12 protein-coding genes are annotated in these 14,939 nt (G+C 32.6%); 9 read left to right on the top strand and 3 right to left on the bottom strand.

Annotated elements, in window-relative coordinates:
- The first annotated feature begins 3 nt into the window (after positions 1-3).
- A complete protein-coding gene (locus FT986_RS01745) occupies positions 4-666 on the top strand; it encodes an outer membrane beta-barrel protein (RefSeq protein WP_147863547.1) in 663 nt (220 codons plus the stop codon).
- On the opposite strand, the gene FT986_RS01740 is transcribed toward FT986_RS01745, so the two are convergent.
- Positions 663-1,238 (bottom strand): DUF1287 domain-containing protein, encoded by a 576-nt coding sequence (locus FT986_RS01740; RefSeq protein ID WP_147863546.1) that lies wholly within the window; start codon positions 1,236-1,238, stop codon positions 663-665. The genes FT986_RS01745 and FT986_RS01740 overlap by 4 nt on opposite strands.
- Before the next feature lie 52 nt (positions 1,239-1,290).
- A complete protein-coding gene (gene gltX / locus FT986_RS01735) occupies positions 1,291-2,811 on the bottom strand; it encodes a glutamate--tRNA ligase (protein ID WP_147863545.1) in 1,521 nt (506 codons plus the stop codon).
- Between the two features lie 203 nt (positions 2,812-3,014).
- On the opposite strand from gltX, the gene FT986_RS01730 reads away from it, so the two are divergent.
- From FT986_RS01730 to FT986_RS01705, 6 genes are all read left to right on the top strand, one after another.
- Complete coding sequence (locus FT986_RS01730) at positions 3,015-6,428, top strand: hypothetical protein (protein WP_147863544.1); 3,414 nt, start codon at positions 3,015-3,017, stop codon at positions 6,426-6,428.
- Positions 6,428-6,847 (top strand): rRNA maturation RNase YbeY, encoded by a 420-nt coding sequence (ybeY, locus tag FT986_RS01725; protein WP_111539852.1) that lies wholly within the window; start codon positions 6,428-6,430, stop codon positions 6,845-6,847. Before FT986_RS01730 ends, ybeY begins: the two co-directional genes overlap by 1 nt.
- 11 nt (positions 6,848-6,858) lie before the next feature.
- Positions 6,859-8,730 (top strand): tRNA uridine-5-carboxymethylaminomethyl(34) synthesis enzyme MnmG, encoded by a 1,872-nt coding sequence (gene mnmG / locus FT986_RS01720; RefSeq protein WP_147863543.1) that lies wholly within the window; start codon positions 6,859-6,861, stop codon positions 8,728-8,730.
- A 33-nt stretch (positions 8,731-8,763) separates the two neighbouring features.
- Positions 8,764-9,264, top strand: a complete 501-nt coding sequence (locus FT986_RS01715) for a hypothetical protein (RefSeq protein WP_147863542.1) — start codon at positions 8,764-8,766, stop codon at positions 9,262-9,264.
- A gap of 3 nt (positions 9,265-9,267) precedes the next feature.
- Entirely contained in the window at positions 9,268-10,116 is an 849-nt protein-coding gene (locus tag FT986_RS01710; RefSeq protein ID WP_147863541.1) for a class I SAM-dependent methyltransferase, read from the top strand.
- A 200-nt stretch (positions 10,117-10,316) separates the two neighbouring features.
- Positions 10,317-10,829 carry an OmpH family outer membrane protein gene (locus tag FT986_RS01705; RefSeq protein ID WP_370451105.1) on the top strand — a complete coding sequence of 171 codons (513 nt, stop codon included), beginning with the start codon at positions 10,317-10,319 and terminating at the stop codon, positions 10,827-10,829.
- Between the two features lie 65 nt (positions 10,830-10,894).
- On the opposite strand, the gene FT986_RS01700 is transcribed toward FT986_RS01705, so the two are convergent.
- Positions 10,895-12,028, bottom strand: coding sequence for a DNA polymerase III subunit delta' (locus FT986_RS01700; protein ID WP_147863540.1), 1,134 nt, complete (start codon positions 12,026-12,028; stop codon positions 10,895-10,897).
- An 88-nt stretch (positions 12,029-12,116) separates the two neighbouring features.
- Here FT986_RS01700 and pgk point away from each other — a divergent pair, with 88 nt between their 5' ends.
- Both pgk and FT986_RS01690 read left to right on the top strand, forming a co-directional pair.
- Positions 12,117-13,304, top strand: coding sequence for a phosphoglycerate kinase (pgk, locus tag FT986_RS01695; protein ID WP_147863539.1), 1,188 nt, complete (start codon positions 12,117-12,119; stop codon positions 13,302-13,304).
- A 37-nt stretch (positions 13,305-13,341) separates the two neighbouring features.
- Entirely contained in the window at positions 13,342-14,925 is a 1,584-nt protein-coding gene (locus FT986_RS01690) for a lytic transglycosylase domain-containing protein (RefSeq protein ID WP_147863538.1), read from the top strand.
- Positions 14,926-14,939 lie beyond the last annotated feature (14 nt).

Below are 14,939 nucleotides of genomic sequence, written 5' to 3'. Positions count from 1 at the left end.
CTAATGATTCAATTTTTTAAGTTTTTTTCTTTATTTGCCATACTTTTATTCGGTTTTTCTGCTCAAGCTCAATACCGATCTCAATACAATTATATAGGAATTCAAGGTGGCGTAAGTTCTTTTAATATTCTTACTGACAATTTTAATACTACTCCACAAACTGGTTTTACAGGAGGTTTTTCTGTAAGAGGAGGAATTGTGAATAGTTTTGATATGATTTACGGAATTGATTTCTATAGTCAAAAATTTGGGATAGATGCGAGAGAGACCACTCTATCCAATACAAGCGAAGTTGATATGAGTATGCTTGCCGTACAAGTAAAACTTTTAGGAAGTTTGGTTTTAATCCACAAACATTTAAGTTTAGAATTAGGCCCAGCATTACAGTTAAACAGTAAATTGAATTACGATGATAGAAATGAAAATTATATTATAGATGGTTACAACACCTTACAAATAAATGATATTGAAGAAATTTCTACCATCAATTTTAATGTAATCGCTGGTGCTACAGCTGGTTTTGAACATTTTAGAGTGTTTGCTCGCTATCAATACGGAGTTAATAATTTTTTTAAACCTTTAAATGATGAAACTTTAGAAAATAATGGAGAAGAATTTAAAGGAAATATAAGTATGTTAGAAGCTGGTTTAACGATCTATTTTTAATAGCTATAGTGACCAATTATTTTAAAATTGAAAAGACAATCTTCTAATACTTGGCCCGCACCAATGTTATGCACAATTTTATATCTTTTATCATCGATAGATTTCTTATGTGTGACCATCCCAATATGCGTCTTACCGCTTCCCAAACTCCAACAGACAATATCTCCAGGTAAATAGTCATTAGGGTTTTGTGTAATAGGTTTTTCTGTTCCCTTTCGTTTAAAAAACACCATTAAATTGGGTACTCTTCTGTGATCTATGTTGGTATCGGTAGATTTGAGTCCCCAAAAGTTTGGATACTTATTAAAATGAGCTTTCATATCGTTATGAACCAACTCTTGTAAATCAATGTCTAATTTTCGGTAGGTTCTTATCACTACATCGGTGCAGACTCCTTTATCTGAAGGTACATCTCCGTTAGGATAATTGATAGAGAAATAACTAGGATCGTAAGTAACATATTGCTTTGTCAGCGCTAGAGCGGAATTTGACAATTGTAACGCTTTAGTAGAGGGCTGCGAAAAGCTTAAAGCAGAAACAAATAGTAAGAGATAAAAAAATATTCCTTTCATGACGAGATTTTTAAATGTTAACTCCATTCACGAAAGGAATATTGTAGAAATTTTATGCTTGTGCTATAGCAAATTCTATTCTTTTAATAGTTTCTTCTTTCCCTATAGAAGAAATAATATGAAATAAATCTGGTCCTTTCATCGCACCTACGATAGAAAGTCTTAAAGGTTGCATGACTTTGCCAAAACCAATTTCTTGTGAAGTAATCCACGATTTTATTTGACTTTGAGTATTTTCTTGAGAAAAATCTTCAATTTTTTGAATTTCTCCAATCACTTGCCTCATAATACTAGATGTATCGTCCTTCCAAGCTTTTTTAAAGCCTTTAGCATCTAATTCTGTTGGAGCTTCAAAATAGAAACTACTTAAATCCCAAAAATCGCTTATAAATGTAGCTCTTTCTTTAATGGTGGCTACCACTTCTTCTACATATTCTTGAGAAGGTGCAAATCCTTTTTCTTTAAGAATTTCATTATATTCAGTAGCTAGAGCATCATTATTTTCTAATTGTAAATATTGATGTTGAAACCATTTAGTTTTCTCTGGATCAAATTTAGCTCCAGATTTTGACACGTGTCCCAAACTAAAAGCATCTACCAATTCTGCTAAAGAATACATTTCTTTTTCTGAACCTTCTCCTTCATTCCAACCTAAAAATGCAAGCATATTAACTACCGTTTCTGGCAAATAACCATCTTCTCTATACCCTGAAGCAATCTCTCCTGTTTTAGGATCTTTCCATTGTAATGGAAATACAGGGAACCCTAATTTATCGCCGTCACGCTTACTTAATTTTCCTTTTCCGGTAGGTTTTAAAATTAAAGGTAGATGAGCAAATTTTGGAGCTTCCCAACCAAAGGCTTTATATAATAATACGTGTAAAGGCATAGAAGGCAACCATTCTTCTCCACGAATTACGTGAGATATTTGCATTAAATGGTCATCAACAATATTCGCTAAGTGATACGTAGGCATTCCATCACTTTTAAATAGTACCTTATCGTCTAAAACATTGGTATCTATTTGAATGTCACCTCTAATTTCATCATACATGTGTAAGCTTTCATCTTGAGGTGATTTAAAACGAATTACGTAGGCTTCTCCTACATCAATCTTTTGCTGAACTTCTTCCGCGCTAAGCGAAAGAGAATTATTTAGTTTTAATCTATTGTGCCAATTGTAAATAAATGTTTTTCCATTGGCTTCGTGATCTTTTCTATGTGCGCCTAACTCTTCTGCAGTATCAAACGCATAGTAAGCGTGTCCATTATCTATAAGCTGTTGAGCATATTGGTGATACAAATCTTTACGTTCACTTTGGCGATAAGGTCCGCAGTCTTTTTCTTTTCCTGGTCCTTCATCGTAAGGAATATTGCACCAGTTTAAAGCTTCTTTAATATAATCTTCTGCGCCTTCTACATAACGAGTTTGATCTGTATCTTCTATACGTAAGACAAAATCACCATCATGTTTTTTAGCAAATAAATAGTTAAAAAGGGCAGTTCTAACACCACCAATATGTAAAGGTCCTGTAGGACTAGGAGCAAATCGTACTCTTACTTTTTGTGCCATGAAATTATTTTTTGGCAAATATACCATGTTCTTAAGAAGTAAACGAATAGAGTTTAGATCGTATTTAAGCATTTGTGTTAGTTACTAATCTAACATTGGGACAATGACTATTTAATATATGATATAAGCGTTTAAATATTTAAATCTCAATTATCGAGTAAATTATGTACTTTTATAGGTTAGAGAAGAAGAGGAGCAACTTTATGAGCAATTACCAAGAAATACATCACAAGCTAGAAGGTTTTATTAAGAAGTTTTATATCAATGAACTTTTAAAAGGAGCCATTTTATTTTTTGCGATCGGTTTCTTATACTTTCTCATCATTGTTTTTTTAGAATATTTTTTATGGTTTAGTTCTCTGGGGAGAAGTATTCTATTTTGGATTTTCGTTGGGGTAGAAGTTGGTCTATTTGTCAAATTTATTATCATTCCCATAACCAAACTTTTTAAACTTTCAGGAGGAATAAGTCACGAAGAAGCATCTTATATGATTGGGAAACATTTTCCCCAAGTAGATGATAAGCTTTTAAATGTACTTCAATTACAAAAAGGGAAACAAGCTCAAGACTCTGATCTTTTATTGGCAAGTATTGAGCAAAAATCTAAAGAATTACAACCAGTCCCTTTTTCTACGGCAATTAACTTTAAGCACAACTTAAGTTATTTAAAGTATGCCGTAATACCACTAGCCATTTTTTTGGCTATTTATATTTCTGGGAACGAACAATTATTTACAGATAGTTATGCGCGAGTGGTAAATTATGAAACTGAATATGAACCTCCAGCGCCATTTTATTTTAAGATAGATGAAAGTAAACTTCAAGTAAAGGAGAATGATGAAGTGACGCTAAAAATCTCTACGGCAGGAAAATTAATTCCGGAAACGGCGAAAATTCATATCAATGATAAAGAATTTGTATTAAAACAAATAACTCCTGGCGTTTTTGAATATACGTTTACACGGATTAAAAGGAATACTCAATTTTATTTAAGCTCCAACAAAGTTACCTCTCGACCTTATGAAATTGAAGTGACTCAAGTCCCAACGCTTGTAGATTTTAAAATGTTTTTAGATTATCCTTCGTACATCAATCAAACCGATGAAGTAATCGAGGGAACTGGAAATGCAACTATTCCTGAAGGAACAAAAGTAACATGGCAATTAATGACCAATGCCACCGATGAGGTTCAGCTAAATTTAGCCGATAGTTTGTATAATTTTACTAAACAAAAAAGTGAATTTTTATTAGAAAAAAGTATTTACAATTCTCTAGATTACGTGGTAGTGACTAGTAATAAAGCATTGAAAGATTACGAAAAATTGTACTACTCATTAAAGGTGATTAAAGATGAATTCCCAACCATAGAAGTAAAGAAGAAGGAAGATTCTACTAACATCGATATTCATTATTTTAAAGGAACAATAACAGATGACCATGCTATTACCAATTTACAAATTGTGTATTATCCTATTCGTGATCGTGAAAATATAGAAACAAAAAAACTTCCGTTTAACGGAAAAGATTACGCCGAATTTTACTATCAATTTCCTAATGATTTAGAATTGGAAAAAGATGTTCCTTATGAGTTTTATTTTCAAGTAACTGATAATGATGCAGTTCATAACTATAAATCTAAAAAAAGTGAAGTTTTTGGTTATCAATTACTTACCGATATAGAAAAGAAAGAAAAGAACCTAAACAATCAAGAAAATGCGATTGAAGGTATGAGTGAATCTCTTAAAGAAATGAAAGAGAGTAATGAGCAAATGAAACAGTTAGACCAATCTCAACGTGAGAAGAAACAACTGAATTATCAAGACAAAGAAAAGCTAAAAAACTTTACGGAAAGACAACGTCGACAAGATGAATTGATGAAATCTTACACCGAAAAGATGAAACAAAATTTGCAAGAATTAAAAACCAACGATCCATTTAAAAAGGAACTTGAACAACGTATAGAAAAAAGTCAGCAAGAAATTGAAAAGGACAATAAGCTGTTAGAAGAGTTAGAAAAATATCAAGAAAAGTTAGATAAAGAAAATTTGCACAAGCAAATGGAAGAATTATCTAAACGAAATACAACTCAGCAAAAATCTTTAGAGCAATTGCTAGAATTAACGAAACGCTATTATGTAGAGCAAAAAGCAGAAAAGATAGCTTCAGATTTAGACGAATTAGCCAAAGAACAAGAGAAATTAAGTTTGCAGGAAGAAGAAAATACCGCTGAAGCTCAAGAAGAATTGAACAAAGATTTTGAAGATATTCAAAAAGAAATGGATGAGCTTGAAAAAGAAAATGAGCAGCTTAAAGAGCCTATGGATATGCCGAGGGAAGAATCTCAAGAAAATGCCATAAAAAAAGATCAGGAAGGAGCGAAAGAGGATTTAGAAAAAAATGAAAGTGAAGAGAATTCTTCTTCATCACCACAAAAAAAATCTGCACAACAAAAGCAAAAATCTGCTGCTGAAAAGATGCAACAGATGTCAAAAAAAATGCAATCTATGATGGCTCAATCAGGAGCTGATCAAATGAAAGAAGACGCCGAAATGCTACGTCAGATTTTAGATAATTTGATTACTTTTTCTTTCGAACAAGAAGATCTTATGCTTCAATTTGAATCGCTAAATGATAATAGTCCGCGTTATGTACAAAATCTTAAACAACAGCAAAGTTTAAAAGAAAACTTTAAGCACGTAGATGATAGTTTGTTTGCTTTGGCTTCTAGAAACCCTATGATATCTGAAAATATAACATCAGTAATTACAGATATTAATTTTAATATTGATAAATCCTTAGAACGTTTTGCAGAAAATCAATTATCAAGAGGAGTTGCCAGTCAGCAATACGTGTTTAAAGGTGCAAATGATTTGGCTAATATGTTGAATGAAAGTTTAGATCAGATGCAGATGCAGATGAACGCAAAAGGAAAAGGACAAGGTTCTAGCGGAAAGGGTAAGGAAGGAGAAGGTCAAGGAGCTGGATTTCAATTAAAAGATATAATAAAGAAACAAGGAGAATTAGGAGAAAAAGCTGGAGAAAAAGGAAAGAAACCTGGAGAGGGACAAAAGAAGGGTGATTCACCAAACGGTAAAAAACCTGGGGATGGCCAAGAAGGAAAAGATGGTGAAAAGGGACAAAAGCCTGGGGAAGGTAAACCTGGTAGTCAAGGTAGCAATGGAGAGAGTGGAGGAGATGGAGATTCAGAAAAAATGAGTAAAGAGCTTTTTGAAATTTTTAAAGAACAACAATCTTTGAGGATGCAATTAAATGATATTATCCAACAACAAGGTTTAGGAAAAGAGGCTCAGCAATTATCCCGTGCGATGGAACAGATAGAAGATGAATTGCTAACCAAAGGCGTTACCCAAAATACTGGTAGTAAAATGAAGAATATTGAGCACCGCTTATTAGAAATGGAAAAAGCTTTAATAAAACAAGGAGAAGAACAAAAAAGGATATCTCAAAGCAACGAAAAAGAATATTCTAATGAAGCTAACCGTTTAAAAACAAAGGCTAAAGATTATTTTAATACTACTGAAATATTAAATAGACAAGCCTTACCTTTGCAAAAAAATTATCAGGAGATAGTTAAAGAATATTTTACACAAGAATAATGATTCAATTTTTTAGTGAAAATGATTTTACTTTAGAGAATAAGTCCACCTATGAAGAGTGGATTTCTTCTATTATAAATTCTGAAGGTCATTCTGAAGGTGAGATTAATTATATTTTTTGTGATGACGATTATTTACTCAACTTAAATAATGATTTTTTAAATCACGATACGTTAACCGATATTATAACATTCAATTACAATATGGGTAAACAAGTAAACAGTGATATTTATATATCTACAGAAAGAGTGAGAGATAATGCTCAAGATTTTGATGTAAGTTTTGAAACTGAACTTCGACGGGTAATGTGTCACGGTGTTTTACATCTTTGCGGTTTTAATGATAAAACTGACGAAGAACAAGCGCTAATGACAGAGAAAGAAAATGAAAAAATGAAAATGTTCCACGTGGAACAATAGGAGGTATTTTTATGTTTTTAGATGAATATGACGTAATAGTTGTTGGTGGTGGTCACGCCGGTAGTGAAGCAGCTGCTTCTGCTGCAAATATGGGTAGTAAGACTTTATTAATTACTATGAGCCTTCAAAATATTGCACAAATGTCTTGTAATCCTGCAATGGGAGGTATCGCAAAAGGACAAATCGTTCGCGAAATTGATGCATTAGGAGGTTATAGTGGTATCGTTAGTGATACCAGTGCTATACAATTCAAAATGCTTAATAAAAGTAAGGGACCTGCTATGTGGAGTCCTAGAGTACAAAGTGATCGTATGCGTTTTGCTGAAGACTGGAGATTGATGCTGGAAAAAACTAAAAATCTTGATTTTTATCAAGAAATGGTTTCAGGATTAATTATTGAAGGTGAGGAAATTAAGGGGGTGAAAACTTCTTTAGGAATTGAAATTAAAGCCAAATCTGTCATTCTTACCAACGGAACTTTCCTTAACGGATTAATTCACATTGGTGATAAAAACTTTGGTGGAGGTAGAGCAGGCGAAAGAGCTGCAACAGGGATTACTGCAGATCTCGTTGAATTAGGTTTTGAATCTGGTAGAATGAAAACGGGTACACCTCCAAGAGTAGATGGTCGTTCTTTAGATTTCTCTAAAATGATTGAGCAACCAGGAGATGAAGTACCAGCTAAATTTTCTTATTTAGATACCACACAGCCTTTAAAGAATCAACGTTCCTGTCATATGACATACACTTCTACTCAAGTGCATGATCTTTTACGTGAAGGCTTTGATCGTTCTCCAATGTTTAATGGTAGAATCGAAAGCGTCGGACCAAGATATTGCCCGAGTATAGAAGATAAAATTAACCGATTTGCAGATAAAGATCGTCATCAATTGTTTGTAGAGCCAGAAGGATGGAATACCGTAGAATATTATGTTAATGGTTTTTCTACTAGTTTACCAGAAGATGTTCAATACAAAGCTCTAAAATCTGTAGCAGGTTTTGATAACGTCAAATTCTTTAGACCTGGTTATGCGATAGAATACGATTATTTTCCACCAACGCAGCTAAAACATACCTTAGAAACCAAATTGGTTAAAGGGCTTTATTTTGCGGGTCAAATTAACGGAACTACTGGTTATGAAGAAGCGGCTTCTCAAGGGTTGATGGCAGGAATAAACGCTGCTTTAAAAGTTCAAGAAAGAGAAGTATTTATATTAAAAAGAGATGAAGCATATATAGGGGTTCTTATAGACGATCTAATTACAAAAGGTACAGAAGAGCCATATAGAATGTTTACCTCTCGTGCAGAGTATCGTACGTTGTTAAGACAAGATAATGCAGATTTCCGTTTAACGGAGAAAAGCTATAATATTGGTTTAGCCTCAGAGAAAAGATTAAAAAGAATGCATGAGAAAAAAGAGGCTTCTCAAAATTTCGTAAATTTCTTTAAAGAAACAAGCGTTTCTCCTGAAGAAGCAAACCCTGTTTTAGAAGAAAACAATTCTGCTTTAGTAAAACAAAGTGGTAAGATGTTTAAACTTTTTGCAAGACCTAATATAACTATGCAAGATGTTAGAAAATTTGAGGCTGTAGAAAATTACGTGCAGAAACATCAATTAGATGAAGAGGTTTTAGAACAAGCTGAAATACAAGTTAAGTATTCGGGTTATATTGATAAGGAAAAGAATAATGCAGATAAACTTCAACGTTTAGAAAATTTAAAAATTCCTGCAAATTTTGATTATTCTCCTATCCAATCGATGTCTTTAGAAGCTAGGGAAAAATTAAATAAAATTCAGCCTACTACGGTTTCACAAGCTTCTCGTGTAAGTGGAGTAAGTCCGGCAGATATTTCAGTTTTATTGGTGTATTTAGGAAGATAAATTTTAAATGTTCCACGTGGAACATGTTATAAAATGAAGAAGTTTTTAATTCTATTTTGTGTTTCCATATTGTTTCAATCGTGTTTTTATACACATAGGGCAAAAAAAATAGATGTTTATGAATTAGATCACAATAAAGAAGAAGCTCTTTCTACATTTATATTTGAATATTCGGGGAATGAAAAAGATTTTGAAAAGCAATCTATCTTATTCTTTAAGATGGATTTACCTTATATGCCTCTTAATTTTACCACAGATCAGCTTTTTCCTGATGAGAATTTAAACGTTTTTATTTATACAAGTAAAGATAAAGATGTAATGGTAAACTTTTTAGGATTTATGATAAGGGAAGCTTTAGAAACCGATAATGAGAGATTAGATAAGAATAAAGATCCTAATCCCGATACAATTTATTATCATTACGTGCATATCCAAGTCACCGACGAAAACGGTAAAGATGTTTTATCACCTCCTTCTATGATGAGTAAAGCCATTATTAATAAACTTCTTCGTTATAAAAATTATCTAAATTAAGCCATGGAAAAAACGACTGAGGTTTATCTATCTTGTAAAGATTATACGGTTTCTCAAAAAGAATTTCAATTAATTTGGAATGCTGAAAAGGATATTTTAATAACTCATCCGCAACCTTCTTTAGAAGAACTTCCTTCATATTATAAAAGTGAAGATTATATTTCGCATACAGATTCTTCAAAAAGTCTATTTGATAAAGCGTATCAATCTGTAAAAAAAATGATGCTTGTGCAGAAGCTAAAATTGATCAATTCATTTGCTACCGAAGAAAAAACAATCTTAGATATTGGTGCAGGAACAGGAGATTTTTTACAATATATTTCTAAGCATAATTGGAGGGTAAGTGGAGTAGAACCAAACGAAAAAGCAAGAAACTTAGCCAAAAGCAAAAATCTAAATTTATTAAGAGATTTATCAAGTTTCAATAATGAAAAGTTTGATGTCATTACACTGTGGCATGTATTAGAACATATTCCAAATCTAAAAGAACAAATTGAACAGTTTCATCATTTATTAAAGCCAAACGGAGTTTTAGTAATTGCTGTTCCTAATTTTGAAAGCTACGATGCAAAATACTATAAGGAGTATTGGGCAGCCTATGATGTACCAAGACATTTATGGCATTTTTCAAAAAAAGGTATTAAAAGATTATTTACTAAATATAATTTTGTACAAAAATCAATTCATCCACTTTGGTTTGATTCTTTTTATGTAAGTTTATTATCTGAAAAATATAGAAATAAGTCTCCAAATTATTTTAAAGCATTTAAGGTGGGTTTAAAGAGTAATTTCAAAGCTAAAACCATTCAAAACTATTCTTCTCATATTTATACCTTTCAAAAAGCCAAATAAGCCGTTTTAAGAGCGTTTCATGTGTTAATGTAGTAAATATAGTGTCTCTAAATAAATCAAACTCCTAAACAACACTATATTTAATAATTTTACATAGATAATATCTATAGGAATTTATTTTAGAATTGATTTTAAATATATGTTTATTTAAATCAGGTTTTTATAGAATACTTATTACTTTAGCAAAAAATTTTAATAAAATGAAAATGAAGAAAGTCATCCTTTTAGTTTTTGGTGCGGTAGTATTATCTTCTTGTAATCAAGAAAAAACTGCTTATGTAGATAATTCACAATTGATTCAAGATTTTAAAGAAATGAAATCTACTGAAGCGAAATTTACCAAAAAGTCTGAAAAGCTTAAAAAAGAATTAGATTCTGTAGCTCAACAATTTCAATTAGAAGTACAACAGTATCAACAGCAATCTGCTTCGTTATCATCTGCAGAAAAGCAAGAAAAAGAATCTATGCTTATGCAAAAGCAGCAGCAGTTACAGCGTCAGCAGCAAATGCAAAGCAACCAACTTAGAGAGGAAAGCGACGTGGTAATTGACTCATTGATTACTAAAGTAAAAGATTTTGTGGCAGACTATGGAGAGAAAAATGGATATACTTACATTTTTGGCTCTAACGAGTCGGCTAACATTATGTATGCAAAAGAAGGTAGAGATATTACAGAAGAAGTTTTAAAAGCATTAAATGAAAGTGCAAAATAAGCTGAATCTTATTATAAAAAAAAGCCTGCTATTTAGCAGGCTTTTTTTTGTTTGTATTGTAATACTTATTCTTTTTGATGTAATAAACGAGTAAGTTTTATAGATAAATCTGCCAAAGTAATTTTAGAATTTACATTGCGTTCTATATGATAGATAGCCTTTTCTACCTCTTCAGTAATTTGCAAAATATTATTACTATGTATAAACGGAGCGAATTTTTTAAGCTCAAACCCGGGAGTTTCTGGCTCTAAATAAACTAGAGATTGACTGTTATAATTGTACAGTAAAGCTTGTCTAAAAAAATCGAGACAATAGTGTAAAAATTTCTTTTGGGTTTCTCTTCCTGTAGCAGCAATATCTTCGCTCCACTGTAAAATATCTTTAATGGCAGCTTTATTACCCTTTGCTCTAAACGCAGATCTTACCCAAGTGATAAACCAACTTTCAAATAAGTCTTCACTCTCGTGATGCTCTAGCATATGCAATGCTAACGTATAACTTCCGTCAGATTTGTGCGCTATTTTTATCGCTTCCGCGGAAGCGACCCCCTTTTCTTCTAATGCTTTTGCGATAACGCTTTCCCCTAACGGAGGAAAATGTAATGCTTGGCAACGCGAACGGATAGTTTGTAAAATTTGCTCTTCATTTTCTGTAACTAAAATGAAAATGGTTTTCTCTGGCGGCTCTTCAATTAGTTTTAATAATTTGTTAGAAGCAGAAGTGTTTAATTTATCGGCTTCCCAAATAATCATCACTTTGTAACCTCCTTCATAAGATTTTAAACTTAGAGTCTTAAGAATATTTTGAGCATCTCTAACACTAATATTTCCTTGTTTGTTTTCTATTCCTAGGGTTTGATACCAATCAAATACACTCCCGTAAGGAAAAGATAGAACAAACTCTCGCCACTCGGCAGTAAAATCTTCCGCAGCAGCGTTCTTTTTTATTTTATCATTGTTTGCAACAGGATAAGTAAAATGTAAATCTGGATGAGCAAGTTTGTTAAACGCAAGATTACAAGCCTCTTTTCTATCGCTGTCATTGCACAATAAATACCTTGCATAAGCAATGGCAGTAGGCAAAGTTCCGCTCCCGTTTTTACCTACAAAAAGTTGAGCATGAGGTATTCTTCCGCTATCTATACTCGTGGTAAGATGCTTCTTAATGTGGTCTAAACCTAAAATTTCTGAAAACAACATAGGAAGACGAAATTAACTAAATTTTAATTTATTTTACCGCTTGATGCAGTCAAATGTGATAATTATTTAACTTTGAAAAAAACTTTTCATGAAAACACTTAACGACTTTAATTTTAAAGATAAAAAAGCTCTAATTCGCGTAGATTTTAATGTACCCTTAAACGATAATTTTGAGGTTACCGATGCGACTAGAATACAATCGGCTAAAGAAACGATTACCAGGATTTTAGAAGACGGCGGTAGTGTAGTACTTATGTCACATTTAGGCAGACCTTCAGGAAAAGAAGAAAAATATTCTTTAAAACATATTGTAGATAAAGTTACTGAAGTAATTGGAGTGCAAATAAAATTTGTTGATGATTGCGTTGGGAAAGATGCTCTAGAAGCTTCTAAAAATTTGCAAAATGGGGAAGTATTGTTGTTAGAAAACTTAAGGTTTCATGAAGAGGAGAAAAAAGGAGATGACGCTTTCGCGGAACAATTAGTTCAGCATGGTGATATTTATGTAAACGACGCTTTTGGTACTGCACACAGAGCGCATGCTTCTACGACTGTAGTGGCTAAATATTTTGAAGATAAATGCTTTGGTACTTTACTAGCTAAGGAAATTGAAAGTATTGATAAAGTATTCAATTCTTCCGAAAAACCTGTAACCGCAATTTTAGGCGGAGCTAAAGTTTCTTCAAAAATTACGGTAATTGAAAATATTTTAGATAAAATAGACCACCTCATTATAGGTGGAGGAATGACCTTTACTTTCATTAAAGCTCAAGGCGGAAATGTAGGAGATTCACTTGTAGAAGATGATAAATTAGATTTGGCTTTAGAAATTTTAAAACAAGCCAAAGAAAAAAATGTAGAAGTTCACCTACCTGTAGACGCTCTAATCGCTGATGCTTTTTCTAACGATGCTAACATTAAAACAGAAAAAATAAATGAAATCCCTGCTGGATGGATGGGATTAGATGTAGGAGAAGAAACCAACAAAATCTTCGCTGATGTTATCGCTAAATCTAAAATTATATTGTGGAACGGACCTCTAGGTGTATTTGAAATGCCTAAGTTCTCTACAGGAACGGTTGCTTTAGGAAATGCTATTGCAGAAGCAACAAAAAACGGAGCTTTTTCGTTAGTAGGTGGAGGTGATAGTGTTGCTGCTGTGAAACAATTTGGTTTTGAAAATAAAGTAAGTTATGTTTCTACAGGAGGAGGAGCAATGCTAGAAATGCTAGAGGGAAAATCTTTACCAGGCATTGAAGCAATTAAAGATAATTAAGGAACAATTTTTGATAAAAAACAGAAAACTATTTTTGATGAATAAATTTTTGCCAATTCTATTTTTGCTTACATCGTTAACGGGTTTAGCTCAAGACAAACTCAAAAAGAAAGTAAAAGATACTGTAAGTAAGAGAGAGATTATTGTAATAGATAGTACAAAACAATTGGTAAAAGAGGTAGTGCCAAATTTTTCTGCGGTAACTCCCATGCCAAGTATTGAAAAGGATTCTACGCAAATTTTTCTAGGAGATTATCACGAAGCTAGAAAGATAGATTCTTTATGGAAATCTAAACTTTTAAATTCAGATCTTTATGAAACTATGAGTGAGTCTGTTTTGGTAGCGGGAAGTTTAGATTCAGTTACCTATAAGGAGATTCCTACAGATACCTTAAAAGCAAGGTTAGCCAAAATCAATGCTAAAACACCATTTAGGGTAGAGTATAATCCATCTTTAGAAAGTGTTATTAATTACTACATTAAAAGAAGGAAAGAATCGGTAGAAAAGCTGTTATCTTTAAGTCAGTATTATTTTCCTATGTTCGAGGAAAAATTAGACAAGTATGACATTCCTTTAGAAATGAAATATTTAGCCATAGTAGAGTCGGCTTTAAATCCCAGAGCAAAGTCTAGAGTGGGAGCTACAGGTTTATGGCAGTTTATGTTTGCTACGGGGAAAATGCACGGCTTAGATGTGAGTAGCTATGTAGATGAACGTATGGATCCTGTTTTAGCCACCGAAGCTGCTTGCCAGTATTTATCTAATCTTTACGGAACTTTTGGCGATTGGGATTTAGCATTGGCCTCTTATAACTCGGGTCCAGGAAATGTAGCTAAAGCGATAAGAAGAAGCGGAGGAAACAAAGACTATTGGGAGTTAAGAAACTATTTACCAAGAGAAACCGCAGGTTACGTACCAGCTTTTATTGCTACCATGTATTTATTTGAATATGCAGATGAGCACGGTTTTAAACCTTACCGTCCAGAGGTAACGTATTTTGAAACCGATACAATTAAGGTTAAAAAACTCATCAAATTTGATCAAATATCAACGGTTACTGGAGTAGATAAAGAGTTGTTGAGTTTCTTAAATCCAAGTTATAAAATAGATATTATCCCTTATATAGATGATGAAGAATATTACGTTAGACTTCCGTTAAGGGAAGCAGGAGTATTTGTCTCTAATGAAGATCTCATTTATAATTTTGTAGAAGAGCAAATTGCCAAAGAACAAGAAGAAAAAGGTTTACCAAATTTAGTTGAAGCAGAAGATAGAATACGTTATAGAGTAAGAAGCGGAGATTATTTAGGAAAAATTGCAGAAAAATATGGGGTGGGAATTAGCAGTATAAAACGCTGGAATGGCTTACGAAGCAATAGCTTAAAAATAGGTCAGCGGTTAACAATTTACCCTAGAAAGCCAGTAGCTACAGCGAGTGTAAGTAGCACAAAAAAAGCAAGAACAATTTCTGGCAAAACGTATACTGTAAAACAAGGAGACTCTTTATGGAGTATTTCTAGAAAATTTCCTGGAGTTAGTGTTAAGAATATTCAAAAGTGGAATGATATTAGCGGTAACAAATTAAAACCTGGAATGAAATTAAAAATTTCTAACGGTTAAAAACAGATATCAAA

Source organism: Mesonia sp. K4-1 (assembly GCF_008017825.1).
In the GTDB taxonomy this organism is placed as follows: Bacteria; Bacteroidota; Bacteroidia; order Flavobacteriales; family Flavobacteriaceae; genus Mesonia.
This window is presented reverse-complemented; position numbering and strand designations above follow the sequence as displayed.

Coding starts and splice junctions, on each gene's coding strand:
- FT986_RS01745 (WP_147863547.1), top strand. CDS start 4: ATGATTCAATTTTTTAAGTTTTTTTCTTTATTTGCCATACTTTTATTC.
- FT986_RS01740 (WP_147863546.1), bottom strand. CDS start 1,238: ATGAAAGGAATATTTTTTTATCTCTTACTATTTGTTTCTGCTTTAAGC.
- gltX (WP_147863545.1), bottom strand. CDS start 2,811: ATGGCACAAAAAGTAAGAGTACGATTTGCTCCTAGTCCTACAGGACCT.
- FT986_RS01730 (WP_147863544.1), top strand. CDS start 3,015: ATGAGCAATTACCAAGAAATACATCACAAGCTAGAAGGTTTTATTAAG.
- ybeY (WP_111539852.1), top strand. CDS start 6,428: ATGATTCAATTTTTTAGTGAAAATGATTTTACTTTAGAGAATAAGTCC.
- mnmG (WP_147863543.1), top strand. CDS start 6,859: ATGTTTTTAGATGAATATGACGTAATAGTTGTTGGTGGTGGTCACGCC.
- FT986_RS01715 (WP_147863542.1), top strand. CDS start 8,764: ATGAAGAAGTTTTTAATTCTATTTTGTGTTTCCATATTGTTTCAATCG.
- FT986_RS01710 (WP_147863541.1), top strand. CDS start 9,268: ATGGAAAAAACGACTGAGGTTTATCTATCTTGTAAAGATTATACGGTT.
- FT986_RS01705 (WP_370451105.1), top strand. CDS start 10,317: ATGAAAATGAAGAAAGTCATCCTTTTAGTTTTTGGTGCGGTAGTATTA.
- FT986_RS01700 (WP_147863540.1), bottom strand. CDS start 12,028: ATGTTGTTTTCAGAAATTTTAGGTTTAGACCACATTAAGAAGCATCTT.
- pgk (WP_147863539.1), top strand. CDS start 12,117: ATGAAAACACTTAACGACTTTAATTTTAAAGATAAAAAAGCTCTAATT.
- FT986_RS01690 (WP_147863538.1), top strand. CDS start 13,342: ATGAATAAATTTTTGCCAATTCTATTTTTGCTTACATCGTTAACGGGT.